This window comes from Telluria sp. ZT3P26 (genome assembly GCF_059686035.1).
Genome location: NZ_JCASII010000007.1, coordinates 53,215 through 67,142, shown reverse-complemented (window position 1 = coordinate 67,142; position 13,928 = coordinate 53,215). Strand labels below are relative to the sequence as shown.

Sequence of the window (13,928 nt, the reverse complement as noted above, 5' to 3'; positions counted from 1 at the left end):
GCGCCGGGCTAGTACTGGGGAGTTACCGATGGAAGCAACTAAAGCAGAGTCCGTGTCCGAATGTCAGACCTGACCCCGGCTTTGTGACCCAGGTTTGGACAAAGAAAAAGCCGCGCGGTGCGCGGCTTTCGGGGTTAGCGGCCGTAGCCGCGACGGTCATCGCGGTCCCAGCGGTCGTGGCGATCATGACGGTCGCGGCGGTCATGACGGTCCCAGCCGCGGCCACCGTCGCGGTATTCGACGTAGACGGGACGCGGCTGCACGTACACGGGCCGCGATTCGACGTATACCGGACGCGGTTGGACATACACCGGGCGTGGCTGGACATACACCGGGCGCTGCTGCACGTACACCGGTTGCGACTGGTAATACCCGCCGCGATTGTCATAGTAGCCACCGCGATCGCCGTAGTGGCGACGGTCATTACGCGAGTGGACGGAGTTGCCCACCGCCGCGCCGATCACACCGCCCGCCACTGCGCCGCCGGTCCCGCCGACAGTGTGGCCAACGACTGCACCGAGCACGGCGCCAATTGCCGTATTCGTACCACGATCGCCGGCCATTGCCGCCGGCGATACGGCGACGGCGGCCAGCAGCACAGCACCAAAGGTCTTCGATTTCAACATGGCTTTTTCCTCTTAGGCCCGGCGGAGATCGGAATGATGTTCTCGCTCACCGGGTAGGAATCACTATATTCTTGCTTCTTGATAGTGCCATCTGCTAATACAGATTTTTACAAGTCATGCCCGGTCTGTAACATCCTCGCTTGTATCCCGGCCCATGTGCCCCATGTAGCTCATATTGCTTTTCATCTATTCCACTCATGCGTCCAAGCCGAAGCTTTCTCGTCGTTCTCTTCCTGATGGTCATGTTGCTGGTGTATATCGGCGTGCGCCTGATCCCCGATCTGGCCTTTGGCATAGCCGGCAACCTGATCGCCGGATTGCTGTTGTGCCTGCTGGGCATCCTGGTGCCGGTCGGGCTGATGTCGGCCTCGATGCGCCGGCGCCGCTGGTCCGATGGTGTCGCCTGGGTCGGCTTGCTGTCGATGGGCCAGTTCTCGTCGCTGCTGGTGGCGACTGTGCTGCGCGACCTGGTACTGCTGGTCATGATGGTCGTTGGCGCCGTGACGGCGCCGGTGCTGTACCTCAGCGCGCTGGCGGCGCCCCTGGTGGCGCTGGCGGTGACGCTGATCGGTTACGCCAACGCACGCCGGGTCGCCCGCATCGTCAGGGTGGACGTGCCGATCCGCGATTTGCCCCAAGCGCTGCACGGCTACACGATCGCGCAGATTTCGGATGTGCACGTGGGCCCGACCATCAAGCGCGCGTACCTGGATGCCATCGTCGACAGGGTCAATGCGCTGGAAGCGGATGCGATTGCGGTCACGGGCGACCTGGTCGACGGCAGCGTGCAGCGCCTTGCGCCGCACACGGAACCGCTTGGCCGCCTGCGCGCGGGTGACGGCGTGTACTTCGTGACCGGCAACCACGAATACTACTCGGGCGCGCTCGAATGGGTTGCCGAAGTGCGGCGCCTGGGCCTGAATGTGCTGATGAACCAGCACGTGATCGTGCACAAGGGCGACGCGCGCCTGATGATCGCGGGCGTGGCCGACTACCACGCCCACCATTTCCATCCCGAGCACAAGAGCGATCCGCAACGCGCCGCAGCAGGCGCGCCCGCAGGTATCGGCGCGCGCGTGCTGCTCGCGCACCAGCCGCGCAGCGCGACGGCGGCAGCGGCGGCCGGGTTCGACCTGCAACTGTCGGGCCATACGCACGGTGGCCAGTTCTTCCCCTGGAATCTGTTCGTGCCGCTGCAGCAGCCCTTTGTCGCTGGCCTGAACCGGGTGCGCGAAATGTGGGTGTACACCAGCCGTGGCACCGGCTACTGGGGACCGCCGAAGCGCTTCGGTGCGCCGTCGGAGATCACGCTGGTGCGCCTGGTCGCCGCCTGAAAGCAGGGGCAAGCCTGGCCCCGCGATCAGGAATGTCGGGGCACAACCTTGCCGAATGCGCTATTGTTTGAATCCTTCCAATACAGCAAGGATTCCCGCATGAACTTCCCCGTTCGCCATCTTCGCCGCCTTCCCCTGTTGATCGCCATGGCGGCTGTCGTGAACAGCGCGCCGGCCTTGGCCGCCAGTCCCGGCAACGATCCCGCTGCGCTGGTCAAGATCCGCGAGGCGGCAATGGCGAGCGACTACGCCTGGCAACGAACGGAAGACATGACGGACCTGATCGGCCCGCGCCTGTCCGGTTCGCCCAGCGCGGCGGCCGCAGTAACCCAGGTCGCGGAGGCCATGCGCAAGCTTGGCGCGAAGGTGACGCTGCAACCGGTCAAGGTGCCGCACTGGGTGCGCGGGATCGAGACGGGCGAACTGGTCGACTACACGGGCCGGCCGGCCGGCATCACGCAGCGCATCGTGCTGACCGCGCTGGGCGGCTCGGGCGTCACCCCGGCCGAAGGCCTCGTCGCACCGGTGCTGGTACTGAACAGTTTCGAGGAACTCAAGGCGCGGTCGAGCGAAGTGAAGGGCAAGATCGTGCTGTTCGATGTTGCCTTCGACCAGCACATGGCCGACCGCGGCCTGGCCGGCCCGGCCTACGGCGCGGGGTCGAACTACCGCCGCAACGGCCCGCGCCTGGCCGCCGAGCTGGGCGCCGTCGGCGCGCTCGTGCGCTCGGTCGGTGGCGCCGCTTACCGGTTGCCGCACACGGGCTCGTCCGGCCTGTCGGATGACGCGCGCATTCCGGCAGCGGCCGTGACGGCGGAAGACGCCATGCTGATGGCGCGCCTGGCCAAGCGGGGACCGGTCAAGCTCAAACTCGTGCTGACGCCAAAGAACCTGCCCGACGCCGACAGCTTCAATGTGATCGCCGACCTGCCGGGCACGGAAAAGCCGGAGGAAATCGTCATCGTCTCGGGCCACCTCGATTCGTGGGATTTGTCCCCCGGCGCGCACGATGATGCCGCCGCCGTGGCCAGCGCGATGGCCGTGTTCGACGTCCTGAAAAAACTCGATTACCGGCCGCGCCGCACGATCCGCTTCATCGCCTGGATGAACGAAGAAAACGGCATGCGCGGCGCGAGCACCTATCTTGCCGCCGAACAGGCAAATGCCGCCAGGCACTTCGGCGCCATCGAGAGCGACAACGGCGTCGGCCGCCCGTTCGGCCTGCGCGCCAGCGTCACGCCGCAGTCGGTCAAGCTGTTCGCACCCCTGCAAGCGGCCCTGCAGCCGATCGGCGCCGGCGTGTTCCAGCGCCAGGACGTGCTGGCGACGGGCGATCTGGCCGGCCTGGAACGCGCCGGCGTGCCAAGCTTCGCGCCGATCGTCGACACGGCGAACTATTTCGACATCCATCACACGCCGGCCGACACGCTGGACAAGGTCGATCCCGACAGCCTGCGCCGCAACGTCGCATTGATGGCTGCGACGGCCTGGTACCTGGCCAATATGGAGCAGCCGATCGGTCGCTCCAGCGTGCCGGCACCGTGACGCGGGTCAGACCACGGGTGAGGCCACGGATCAGGCCACCGTACTGATGCGCCGTATCGCGCGCGCATGCCCGCGGTACGGCCGCCCGTAGATGGTCTGGATGCCGCTGGCGAAATTCTGGCCCCAGACCAGCTGGACGCGCGTCGCGTGCGGCTCGCTGGACCAGTACCAGTCGCGCTGGAACGATTCGCGCAGGTTGGCGAACAGCAGCGCCAGTTCGCGTCGCGTGGGCAGGGCGCCCCTCTGGCTGGCGGCCCAGTCGGCGGCGGTCGGCCAGCTGACATCGGCGCTGTCGCCTGGCAGCAGGACCAGGTGATAGTCGGGGTCGTCTTTGCCCAGGATGAGACCCGCGTATTCTTCACCCTCTTGCAGCAGGCCCCGGATTTGCATGTATTCGCCCATGGATTCACCTCACGTGTGGTAGCAATCCATTAAGACTGCCGAACCCGGCGTTTGGTTGCATCCCCGGTTCGATCCAGATCAACCAGGGGCCTCATTCCAAGACGTTCATCGCACCAGGGCGTCGCCAGCGATCGCCTCAAGCGTCGCTGTCGATGGGCTGCGCGACCTCGGCGCCGCCGGCGCCGGCGCGATTGACCTGCGTACTCACTTCGTGCCACGTGAACGCGTCCGGGGGCAGGGCGGCCGAGCGGGCCAGCGCCAATGCGTCTTCGCTCGACAGCGCCGGATCGAGCCAGCGCCCGGCGTCCTGCGCATCCAGCACCACCGGCCGCCGGTCGTGGATATCGAGCATGCCGCCCGAAGCATCGTCCGTCACGATGACAAAGCCTGCCTCGGCGCGGTTTTCAGTAAAGCTGCCGAAATTGGCCAGCGCCAGCATGAACAGCGGCGCACCGTCCTTGCGGTGGATATGCCACGGCTGCTTGCTGCCCTTTTCGCCCGTCCACTCATACCAGCCCGAGGCCGGCACGAGCGCACGCCCGGACTTGAGCAGGCCGCGCCAGTAGCGGTTGTCCAGCTTGTCCAGGCGCGCATTGATCGTCACCGGCACCTTGCCCTTGGCCCAGCGCGCCTGGTAACTCCAGTACACGTCGTCCACGCGCCGCTCGCCGTCCTGCAGATGCAGCACGGGGCGATAGGTGCCGGGCGGCACGTTATAGGCCGGTTCGGATTCGCTGTCATACACGGCGTCGAGCCAGCCGATCACGCTGGCGTAGTAACGGGCCGTTTGGCTTTGGTCAAGTCGTCCACACATGGGGATGATGGTAGCGCAAGGCGGCCAGGTGCGTCGCACCGCGTTCCGCTGGCGCGCGACGCGTGTGGCATTTGGCCGCAGCACGCCGCAATGGTATGCTCAGGAATACAACGATTGAAGAGGAGCAGGTATGGCAGCAGGTTGGTGGACAGTATTAAGAACCGTTCCCTGGAGCGAAGTCATCAGCGCAGCGCCGCAGGTGGCAAATGGCGCGCGGCGTCTGTGGGACACGGTCAACCGCAACCGGCAGGGCATGCCCGATGGCCCGATGGGCATGGCGCCCGAGATGGCGGGACAAGAAGACGACGTGTTCGACGTCCTGATCCGCAGCGTCGAGCGCAATGATGCCGAGATCACCGATCTGCGCAACCAGATGCGCTCGGCCTCCGAAATCATCGCCAACCTGGCCGACCAGAACGCGCAGCTCATCGCCAAGGTCGATGCCCAGCGCCAGAAGATGACGTGGATGGGCGTGACTGCGGCGCTGTCGGGCCTGCTGTCGGTCGTGGCGCTCGTGCTCGTGGCCGTGCGCACCTGATCAACCAAAGGCCGTCATGAAAGTCGTCCTGATTTGCGCGACGCTGTTCGTCTTTTTCTCGATGCTGATGAACAGCGCGCGCAAGCGCGGCAAGCTCGGTGACAACGCCAACCGCGCCGTCACCGGCCTGGCCACGTCGATGCGCATCTTCGTCTACGGCCTGCTGTGCTGCGTCGTGATCCTCTGCTGCGCCATGGCCTGGCACATGCTCGGCCAGCAAAGCTGAACCCGTGATTGCACCACTGCCCGAACCCGGCGCCGGGTTGCTGTCCCGTGTGCTCGATCTGCTCGATTGCGGCGTCATTGTGCTCGACGCGCAAGCCTGCATCGTCCACTGGAACGCCTGGCTGGTGCCACGTTGCGGCCGCGGCGCCGCGCGCGTCACGGGCCATCCGTTGATCGAGATCTTTCCCGGCCTGCGCGGCTCGCGCGTCGAAGCTGCCGTGCAGGCGGCACTGAGTGACGGGACGGCGACCTCCCACGTGCCCGATGCCGGCAACCGCACGCCATTCCCGCTTCGGCCCGCCGGCAGTTTTGACGGCGATCTGATCGATCAGGCCGTGGCGGTCACGCCGCTCGGCGAGGCCGGCCAGCGTTTCTGCCTCGTTGAAATCCGCGACATCAGCGACACGGCAGAGCGCGAACGGCGCTTGCTGGAACACGCCGAGGCGATGCGGGCGCGCTCCTTCATTGACGGGCTGACCGGCATCGCCAACCGGCGCCAGTTCGACGTCACGCTGGCGCGTGAACTGCGCCGCGCCCAGCGTGCCGATGCGCCACTGGCGCTGATGCTGTTCGATATCGATACATTCAAGGCCTATAACGACCATTTCGGCCATCAGGAAGGCGACGCTTGCCTGATCCGTGTGGCGCAGGAGATCGCAGGCTTGCTGAAACGGCCTGCCGACCTGGCCGCGCGCTACGGCGGTGAAGAATTCGCGGCGATCCTGCCCGACACCACGCGCGAGCAGGCGCGGGTGATGGCCGACCGCATCCGCACCCATATCGCCACATTGAACCTGCCGCAGGCTCCGGATGCGTGCCATCCCCATGTCACCATCAGCGTGGGCGTAGCCGCCTTCGAACGCGCTCGCCTGAATGACGAAGCGGCGCTGATCGCAGCCGCGGACCAGGCGCTGTACGCCGCCAAGGATGGCGGGCGCAACTGCGTCGTGGTCGACGGCGACTAGACCGGCAGCGGCATCTTTTCCAGCAGCTTGTCGAGCGTGACCGGATACTCGCGCACCCGTACGCCGGTCGCGTTGTAGACCGCGTTGGCAATCGCCGCCGCCACGCCGCACAGCCCCAGTTCACCGACGCCCTTGGCCTTCATCGGCGACGAATACTCGTCTTCCTCGTCCAGGAAGATCACGTCCTGATGCGGAATGTCGGCATGCACGGGCACCTCGTAGGTTGCCATATCGTGATTGGCAAAGAAGCCCAGGCGCTTGTCAACCACCAGGTGCTCCATCAGCGCACCGCCCACGCCCATCGTCATCGAGCCGATCACCTGGCTGCGCGCCGACTTCGGGTTCAGGATGCGGCCTGCCGCGCAGACGGCCAGCATGCGCCGCACGCGCGTCTCGCCCGTGATCGAGTCGACCGCGACTTCGACGAAATGCGCGCCGAAGGTCGAGAGCTGGTTCTTTTTCGCCAGCTCGCCGAATTCGATGACGTCCTCGGCCACCAGTTCACCACCTGCCGCCGCCTTGGCCAGCGGCTGGCTTGCGCTGCCAGCCCGCACGACGCCATCGGCGAACACCGGGTCCGTCATATTCAGCTTGACCGCGATCTGTTCGCGCAGCTTGATGCAGGCGGCGTACACGCCGGCCGTCGCGCTGTTGGCGCCGAACTGGCCGCCCGAGCCGGCGGACACGGGAAAATCCGAGTCGCCCAGGATGACTTTCACGCGCTCGAGCGGCAGGCCCAGCATCTCGGCGGCCGTCTGCGCAATGATCGTGTAGCTGCCGGTGCCGATGTCGGTCATGTCCGTTTCCACGGTCAGGATGCCGTCCGTGCCCAGGCGCACACGGGCGGCCGACTTGACCACCGGGCTGTTGCGAAATGCGGCCGCGACGCCGTGGCCGATCAGCCACTGGCCTTCACGCACCTGGGCCGGTTTGGCATGACGCGCCTTCCAGCCGAAGCGTTCCGCGCCGGTGCGCAGGCATTCGACCAGGCGCCGTTCCGAAAACGGACGGTTCGGCTTTTCCGGGTCGACCTTCGTGTCGTTCAGGATGCGCAGCTGCACCGGGTCCATGCCGAGCTTCTCGGCCAGTTCATCCATCGCGATTTCCAGGGCCATCAGCCCCGGCGCCTCGCCCGGTGCGCGCATCGAATTGCTCTCCGGCAGATCGAGCACGGCCAGGCGGGTCGTCGTCATCCGGTGCGCGCCCGCGTACAGCAGGCGCGTTTGCTGCGTGGCGACCTCGGGCCGGCCGCCTGGGAGGTTGCCATTCCACGTTTCATGGCCGATGGCCTGGATGCGGCCATCGCGGCCCGCGCCGATGCGCAGGCGCTGGATGGTCTTGGGCCGGTGCGTCGTGTTGTTAAAAATCTGGTGGCGCTGCAGGGCCACCTTGACCGGGCGGCCGGCGGCGCGGGCGCCCAGCGCGGCCAGCACGGCGTCGGTGCGCAGGAACAGCTTGCCGCCGAACCCGCCGCCGATGTAGGGCGAGACGACCCGTACCTTGTCCTTGGCGATGTTGAGCGTTTTGGCCAGATCGGTGCGGCACCAGTCGACCATCTGGGTCGAGGTCCAGACCGTGAGCTTGTCGCCATCCCAGCGCGCGGTGGTCGCATGCGGCTCCATCATCGCGTGCGCCTGGTCGGGCGTCGTGTAGGTGGCGTCGAGCTTGACCGGGGCGCTGTCGAACGTGCGCTCGAAGTTGCCGACGCGGGTGTCGGGCGGGTAGTCGCGTTCGGGCTTGGGCGGCACACCCGTGTCCTTGACGCTGGCCAGGTCGAAGCTGCCCCTGGCCTCGCGGTAGCTGACCTTGACCAGATGCGCGGCAGCGCGCGCCTGCTCGAACGTCCCGGCCACCACGAGCGCGACGGCCTGGTGATAGTGCATGACCTCGGGCCCGCCCAGCAACAGGGCGGTGTTCTTCTGCCCCTTGCCCAGTTTGCCCGCGCTGGCAGCGGTGACGACGGCCAGCACACCGGGCGCGCGGCGGGCTGCGGCGTCGTCGATGGCCAGGATCGTGCCCTTGGCAATCGTGGCGCCGACCATCACGCCGTGGGCGGCGTCCGGGACGGTCGCGTGGTGTTCATAGGCATACGGTGCCTGGCCGGTGCACTTGAGCGGGCCATCGATACGGTCGTACGGCTTGCCGACGTGGCGCAGCGTGTCGATGGGATTGGTGGTGGCGGGGGTATTGAATTTCATGGGCTCGTCCTTCGTTCGCCTCCGCGTGGCGCGGGGGAGGGGTTCGGTGCACCGGAAAAAGAGAGGAGCGCCTCGTGCCAGCCGGGGACGGCGGCACGAGGGCATCGTGGCGAACGGCATCACGCCGCCGCCACTGGAACATCAAGGCAGCATCAAGCCGACAGCGGCATCTTTTCGATCAGCTTGTCGAGCGTGATCGGGTATTCGCGCACGCGCACGCCCGTTGCGTTGTAGATCGCGTTGGCCACTGCCGCAGCCACACCGCACAGACCCAGCTCGCCGATACCCTTGGCTTTCATTGGCGACGAAATTTCGTCTTCTTCCTTGAGGAAGATGACTTCCTGGTGCGGCACGTCGGCGTGCACCGGCACCTCGTAGGTTGCCATGTCGTGGTTCGCGAAGAAGCCGTGGCGCTTGTCGACCACCAGGTGCTCCATCAGCGCGCCGCCGATACCCATCGTCATGCCTCCGATGACCTGGCTGCGTGCCTGCATCGGGTTCAGGATACGGCCTGCCGCGCAGACGGCCAGCATGCGGCGCACGCGGGTTTCGCCCGTGATCGAATCGACCGCGACTTCGACGAAGTGCGCGCCAAAGGTCGACAGCTGGTTCTTCTTGTCCAGGCCGCCGGTGAATTCGATCGTGTCTTCGCCGACCAGCTCACCGCCTGCTGCTGCCTTGGTCAGTGGCTGGCTGTTGCTGCCCACGCGCACGGTACCATCGACGAATTCGGCGTCGGCTTCGTTCACGCCCAGCTTGGCGGCCACCTGCTCGCGCAGCTTGACGCAGGCTGCGTACACGCCCGACGTCGCGCTGTTGGCGCCCCACTGGCCACCCGAGCCCGACGAGGCCGGGAAGTCCGAGTCGCCCAGGCGCACATCGATGCGATCGAGCGGCACGCCCAGCATTTCGGCCGTGGTCTGCGCGATGATGGTGTAGCTGCCGGTACCGATATCGGTCATGTCGGTTTCCACCGTCACGCGGCCATCCGTGCCCAGCTTGACGCGGGCGCCCGATTTCATCACCGGGCTGTTACGGAAGGCGGACGCCACGCCGTGGCCGATCAGCCAGCGGCCTTCGCGGACCTGGCCTGGCTTCGGATTGCGCTTGGCCCAGCCGAACTTGTCGGCGCCCATGCGCATGCACTCGATGAAGCGGCGCTCCGAGAACTTGCGGATCGGCTTTTCGGGATCGACCTTGGTGTCGTTCAGGATGCGGAACTGGACCGGGTCCATGTTCAGCTTTTCGGCCATCTCGTCCATCGCCACTTCAAGCGCCATCATGCCCGGCGCTTCGCCTGGTGCGCGCATCGCATTGCCTTCCGGCAGATCGAGCTCGGCCACGCGGGTGGTGGTCATGCGGTCCGGACCGGCGTACAGCAGGCGCGTTTGCGCGGTTGCCACTTCGGCGCTACCCTTTGGCAGGTTGCCGTTCCAGGTTTCGTGGCCGATGGCCATGATGCGGCCGTCACGGCCGGCGCCGATGCGGATGCGCTGGATCGTCGCGGGACGGTGCGTCGTGTTATTGAAGATCAGGTGACGGTGCAGGGAGACCTTGACCGGGCGCTTGGCTGCGCGCGCGCCCAGGGCTGCCAGCAGTGCATCGGCGCGCAGGAACAGCTTCGAGCCGAAGCCGCCGCCGACGTACGGCGAGATCACGCGCACTTTGTCTTTCCCGACGCCGAGCGTCTTGGCCAGGTCGCTGCGGCACCAGGCGATCATCTGGTTCGACGTGTAGACCGTGACCTTGTCGCCTTCCCAGAAGGCGGTCGACGCATGCGGCTCCATCATCGCGTGCGACTGGTCCGGCGTGTGGTAGGTAGCGTCGAGCTTGACGGGCGACGTCTCGAAGCCACGCGCGAAGTTACCGGCCTTGGTGTCTGGCGGATCCTGTTCGCCGGTCGGCTTGACGGCATTGCCTTTTTCGGCGGCCAGGTCGTAACGGCCCTTCTGGGGCGCGTAGTTGACCTTGACCAGGCCGGCGGCAGCGCGCGCCTGCTCGAACGTCTCGGCCACCACCAGCGCAACGGCCTGGTGATAGTGCTGGATGTTCGGGCCGGCCAGCAGGTGGGCGGTGTTCATGTCGCCCTTGCCCAGCTTGCCGGCGTTTTCGGCCGTCACGACGGCCAGCACGCCTGGTGCGCGGCGCGCGGCCTCGATATCGATCGATGCGATGCGGCCCTTGGCGATGCCGGAGCCGACGACGAAGCCCTGCGCGGCGTTCGGCACTTCCTTGTGGTGCTCATACGCATACGGCGCACTGCCGGTGGTCTTGAGCTTGCCGTCGATGCGGTTGGTTGGCTGACCGACATAGCGCATGCGGTCAATCGGATTGGTGGTTGCTGGAGTAATGAATTTCATGGCTTATGCTTTCTTTGCGTCTTGCATTGCGGCGGCCAAAATACGGTGCACCAGAGGCACCTTGAAGGCATTCTCTTCGGTGGTCTTCGCGCCGGCCATCAGGCGATCGGCCACGGCCTTGGCGCCGGCGCCCATCTGCTGCTCGGCGGCTTCGACGCGCCATGGCTTGTGGGCCACGCCGCCGACGGCCACGCGACCGGTGCCGTCCGGCAGGATCACGGTGGCGACCGACACCAGCGCGAACGCGTACGACGCGCGGTCACGCACTTTCTTGTAGGCGTGCACGCCGCCCAGTGGCTTCGGCAGCGTCACATACGTGATCAGCTCACCTGGCTCGAGGACCGTTTCGATGTGCGGGGTATTGCCCGGCAGGCGATGGAAGTCGGCGATCGGAATCGTGCGCTTGCTGCCATCGGCGCGCACGGTTTCGACCTCGGCATCCAGCAGGCGCATGGCCACGGCCATGTCGCTCGGGTGCGTGGCGATGCAGGCATCGCTCGTGCCGACCACGGCCAGGTTGCGGGTGAAGCCACCGATGGCGGCGCAACCGCTGCCCGGCTGGCGCTTGTTGCACTTTTGCGCGGTGTCGTAGAAGTACGAGCAGCGGGTGCGCTGCAGCAGGTTGCCCGACGTGGTTGCCTTGTTGCGCAACTGGGTCGAGGCGCCCGACAGCAGGGCGCGCGACAGCACGGCGTAGTCCTTGCGCACGCGCGCGTCGGATGCCAGATCGGTATTGCGCACGAAGGCGCCGATGCGCAGGCCGCCGTTGGCGGTGGGCTCGATCTTGTCGAAGCCCAGGCCGTTGATGTCGATCAGGGCGCCCGGCGTTTCGATCTCGAGCTTCATCAGGTCGAGCAGGTTGGTGCCGCCGGCGATGAAGCGCGCGCCTGGCGTGCGGGCCACGGTTTGCGCTGCCTGTGCGGGCGTGGTGGCACGTTGGTAAGTAAAGACCTTCATGCTTTGACCCCTCCCACTTCCTTGATGGCATCGATGATGTTGGAGTAGGCGCCACATCGGCAGATGTTGCCGCTCATGCGCTCACGGATTTCTTCCACGGTCATCTGTGGCTTGGCATTGAGGTCGGCCGTGACGTGGCTTGGCATGCCGGCGCGAATTTCTTCGATCACCGACACGCTCGCACAGATCTGGCCCGGGGTACAGTACCCGCACTGGTAGCCGTCGTGCTTGACGAAGGCGGCCTGCATCGGGTGCATTTTCTCCGGCGTGCCGAGGCCTTCGATCGTCGTGATCTTGGCGCCGTCGTGCATGATCGCCAGCGACAGGCAGGAATTGATGCGGCGGCCATCCATGATGATGGTGCAGGCGCCACACTGGCCCTGGTCGCAGCCTTTTTTCGAGCCCGTCAGGTGCAGGTGCTCGCGCAGCGCGTCGAGCAGCGTCGTGCGGGTGTCGAGTTCGAGCTTGACGTCCTTGCCGTTGACATTGAACGACACGCCGACCTTGACCGGCTCCGGATTCGCGGCCGGTGCATTCGCCGCCGTTTGGGCGCTTGCGCCGGGCATTGCCACGGCCGACGCCGAGACCGCGCCGGCGATCAAGACATCGCGCCGGGACAGCTTGATTTCCCTGAATTGTTCCATGTTTGGAGGTTCCTTCTATACAGTACGTTGTTCACCGTGGCGTGGGTGCCGATGCGCTGGCGCCAGCCGGGCGAAATGAAATGACAGGATAATGAATTGATTTTATGTCAGCTTGCCGGAAGGCCGCGCTCCCTTGAAACCTGAAGCACTTTGTCTGAATAGCCACATTGAGAGTGGGTATTCAAGGCAGCTCAGCCACTAACACCCGTGTTGCTGCACGTAGTACAATCCTGCCGGCGCGGGCATGGCGAAATTGGTAGACGCATCAGACTTAAAATCTGCCGCCGTGAGGCGTGCCGGTTCGATTCCGGCTGCCCGCACCACGAATTACTCATTGATTACTCCGTGGGATCCCACGCGATCTTCGCGCATCGATTCGCAGCTGCGCGACCGGCCATCCACACGGCCGGCGCAGGCACCGGCAGCCGCACCGTCCGGATGGTGTAGCATGCCTTCCGGCACGCCAGCGACGGCGCCGCACGACGACCATCTCCCCGTACGACAAGCAAGGACCCGAATTGAATATCACGATCAACGACGAATTGCGTGCTTTCGTCGATCCGCTCACCGCCATCGAACGCGAGGCGCTCGAGCGCAGCCTGCTCGCTGAAGGTTGCCGCGACGCATTGGTGCTCTGGCGCGATACCCTGATCGACGGCCATAACCGCTATGAACTATGCCAGCAGCACGGCATCCCGTTTCGCACCGTCCACAACAACAGCTTCGACACGATCCAGGACGTCATGCTGTGGATGATCGATAACCATCTGGCGCGCCGCAGCGTGTCCGACTTCCAGCGCGGCGTGCTGGCGCTGAAGAAAAAAGAAATCGTCACCGCGCGCGTGGCCGAGCGGCCGGTCGACGACACCGCCGACGCCGATGCGGCGCCGGACGCCACGTCGCCGCCATGGAACACGCGCGAAGACGTTGCGCGTGCGGCGCGCGTGTCGAGCAACACGATCAGCCAGATCGAACGGATCCAGAAAGCCGCCACGCCCGAACTGCGCGAAGCCGTGCGCGCCGGCACCATCTCGATCAATGCCGCCGCCAATGTGGCGCAGTTGCCCGAATCGGCGCAGCTCGCTGCGGTGGCGGGCGGGCGCAAGGAATTGCAGCAGGCTGCGCGCCAGGTGCGCGAACAGAAAAGTGCCGCCCGCCCGCGCAAAGAGAAAGAAGTGGTCGATCCGGCCGACGAGCTGGCCACGCTGCGCAGTGAACGCGCCGCGCTGAAAGACCGCCTGGCCACGCTGCTGACCGAAAACGAACGCCTCAAACAACGCCTCGTCAACGCCGGTCTCGGCGCAGACTAACCCGCCACGC

Annotated in this window: 13 protein-coding genes and 1 tRNA gene; 7 read left to right on the top strand and 7 right to left on the bottom strand. The window is 65.9% G+C overall.

Features of this window, described 5'->3' with window-relative positions:
* Positions 1-134 precede the first annotated feature (134 nt).
* Positions 135-626 (bottom strand): glycine zipper 2TM domain-containing protein, encoded by a 492-nt coding sequence (locus tag AC56LN_RS20505; protein ID WP_499574456.1) that lies wholly within the window; start codon positions 624-626, stop codon positions 135-137.
* 197 nt (positions 627-823) lie between these two features.
* Between AC56LN_RS20505 and AC56LN_RS20500 the strand changes: the two genes are divergently transcribed.
* On the top strand, positions 824-1,960 hold the full coding sequence (locus tag AC56LN_RS20500; RefSeq protein ID WP_499574455.1) for a metallophosphoesterase: 1,137 nt from the start codon (positions 824-826) through the stop codon (positions 1,958-1,960).
* 99 nt (positions 1,961-2,059) lie between these two features.
* Positions 2,060-3,505: a M20/M25/M40 family metallo-hydrolase gene (locus AC56LN_RS20495; protein ID WP_499574454.1), complete on the top strand. Its 1,446-nt coding sequence runs from the start codon at positions 2,060-2,062 to the stop codon at positions 3,503-3,505.
* Between the two features lie 30 nt (positions 3,506-3,535).
* On the opposite strand, the gene AC56LN_RS20490 is transcribed toward AC56LN_RS20495, so the two are convergent.
* Positions 3,536-3,895 (bottom strand): Lcl C-terminal domain-containing protein, encoded by a 360-nt coding sequence (locus tag AC56LN_RS20490; protein WP_499574453.1) that lies wholly within the window; start codon positions 3,893-3,895, stop codon positions 3,536-3,538.
* Between the two features lie 148 nt (positions 3,896-4,043).
* Positions 4,044-4,721: an SOS response-associated peptidase gene (locus tag AC56LN_RS20485; RefSeq protein WP_499574452.1), complete on the bottom strand. Its 678-nt coding sequence runs from the start codon at positions 4,719-4,721 to the stop codon at positions 4,044-4,046.
* A gap of 130 nt (positions 4,722-4,851) precedes the next feature.
* On the opposite strand from AC56LN_RS20485, the gene AC56LN_RS20480 reads away from it, so the two are divergent.
* The 3 genes from AC56LN_RS20480 to AC56LN_RS20470 are packed head-to-tail and all read left to right on the top strand — an operon-like array spanning position 4,852 to position 6,449.
* Positions 4,852-5,259 (top strand): hypothetical protein, encoded by a 408-nt coding sequence (locus AC56LN_RS20480; RefSeq protein WP_499574451.1) that lies wholly within the window; start codon positions 4,852-4,854, stop codon positions 5,257-5,259.
* Positions 5,260-5,275: 16 nt separating this feature from the next.
* The gene (locus tag AC56LN_RS20475) at positions 5,276-5,485 is read left to right on the top strand and encodes a hypothetical protein (RefSeq protein ID WP_499574450.1); all 210 of its coding nucleotides are present in this window, start codon (positions 5,276-5,278) and stop codon (positions 5,483-5,485) included.
* A gap of 4 nt (positions 5,486-5,489) precedes the next feature.
* Positions 5,490-6,449 (top strand): diguanylate cyclase, encoded by a 960-nt coding sequence (locus AC56LN_RS20470; RefSeq protein WP_499574449.1) that lies wholly within the window; start codon positions 5,490-5,492, stop codon positions 6,447-6,449.
* On the opposite strand, the gene paoC (AC56LN_RS20465) is transcribed toward AC56LN_RS20470, so the two are convergent.
* The 4 genes from paoC (AC56LN_RS20465) to paoA form a co-directional block, all read right to left on the bottom strand.
* Positions 6,446-8,647 carry an aldehyde oxidoreductase molybdenum-binding subunit PaoC gene (gene paoC, locus AC56LN_RS20465; RefSeq protein WP_499574448.1) on the bottom strand — a complete coding sequence of 734 codons (2,202 nt, stop codon included), beginning with the start codon at positions 8,645-8,647 and terminating at the stop codon, positions 6,446-6,448. The two genes, AC56LN_RS20470 and paoC (AC56LN_RS20465), sit on opposite strands and share 4 nt — an antisense overlap.
* 152 nt (positions 8,648-8,799) lie before the next feature.
* Positions 8,800-11,007, bottom strand: a complete 2,208-nt coding sequence (paoC, locus tag AC56LN_RS20460; protein ID WP_499574447.1) for an aldehyde oxidoreductase molybdenum-binding subunit PaoC — start codon at positions 11,005-11,007, stop codon at positions 8,800-8,802.
* 3 nt (positions 11,008-11,010) lie between these two features.
* Positions 11,011-11,964, bottom strand: coding sequence for an FAD binding domain-containing protein (locus tag AC56LN_RS20455; RefSeq protein ID WP_499574446.1), 954 nt, complete (start codon positions 11,962-11,964; stop codon positions 11,011-11,013).
* On the bottom strand, positions 11,961-12,608 hold the full coding sequence (paoA, locus tag AC56LN_RS20450; protein WP_499574445.1) for an aldehyde dehydrogenase iron-sulfur subunit PaoA: 648 nt from the start codon (positions 12,606-12,608) through the stop codon (positions 11,961-11,963). Before paoA ends, AC56LN_RS20455 begins: the two co-directional genes overlap by 4 nt.
* A 238-nt stretch (positions 12,609-12,846) precedes the next feature.
* Between paoA and AC56LN_RS20445 the strand changes: the two genes are divergently transcribed.
* Positions 12,847-12,931: transfer RNA gene (locus tag AC56LN_RS20445), tRNA-Leu, on the top strand.
* 195 nt (positions 12,932-13,126) lie between these two features.
* Complete coding sequence (locus tag AC56LN_RS20440) at positions 13,127-13,918, top strand: ParB N-terminal domain-containing protein (RefSeq protein ID WP_499574444.1); 792 nt, start codon at positions 13,127-13,129, stop codon at positions 13,916-13,918.
* Positions 13,919-13,928 lie beyond the last annotated feature (10 nt).

Coding starts and splice junctions, on each gene's coding strand:
- AC56LN_RS20485 (WP_499574452.1), bottom strand. CDS start 4,721: ATGTGTGGACGACTTGACCAAAGCCAAACGGCCCGTTACTACGCCAGC.
- paoC (WP_499574447.1), bottom strand. CDS start 11,007: ATGAAATTCATTACTCCAGCAACCACCAATCCGATTGACCGCATGCGC.
- AC56LN_RS20490 (WP_499574453.1), bottom strand. CDS start 3,895: ATGCAAATCCGGGGCCTGCTGCAAGAGGGTGAAGAATACGCGGGTCTC.
- AC56LN_RS20495 (WP_499574454.1), top strand. CDS start 2,060: ATGAACTTCCCCGTTCGCCATCTTCGCCGCCTTCCCCTGTTGATCGCC.
- paoC (WP_499574448.1), bottom strand. CDS start 8,647: ATGAAATTCAATACCCCCGCCACCACCAATCCCATCGACACGCTGCGC.
- AC56LN_RS20500 (WP_499574455.1), top strand. CDS start 824: ATGCGTCCAAGCCGAAGCTTTCTCGTCGTTCTCTTCCTGATGGTCATG.
- AC56LN_RS20455 (WP_499574446.1), bottom strand. CDS start 11,964: ATGAAGGTCTTTACTTACCAACGTGCCACCACGCCCGCACAGGCAGCG.
- paoA (WP_499574445.1), bottom strand. CDS start 12,608: ATGGAACAATTCAGGGAAATCAAGCTGTCCCGGCGCGATGTCTTGATC.
- AC56LN_RS20480 (WP_499574451.1), top strand. CDS start 4,852: ATGGCAGCAGGTTGGTGGACAGTATTAAGAACCGTTCCCTGGAGCGAA.
- AC56LN_RS20475 (WP_499574450.1), top strand. CDS start 5,276: ATGAAAGTCGTCCTGATTTGCGCGACGCTGTTCGTCTTTTTCTCGATG.
- AC56LN_RS20505 (WP_499574456.1), bottom strand. CDS start 626: ATGTTGAAATCGAAGACCTTTGGTGCTGTGCTGCTGGCCGCCGTCGCC.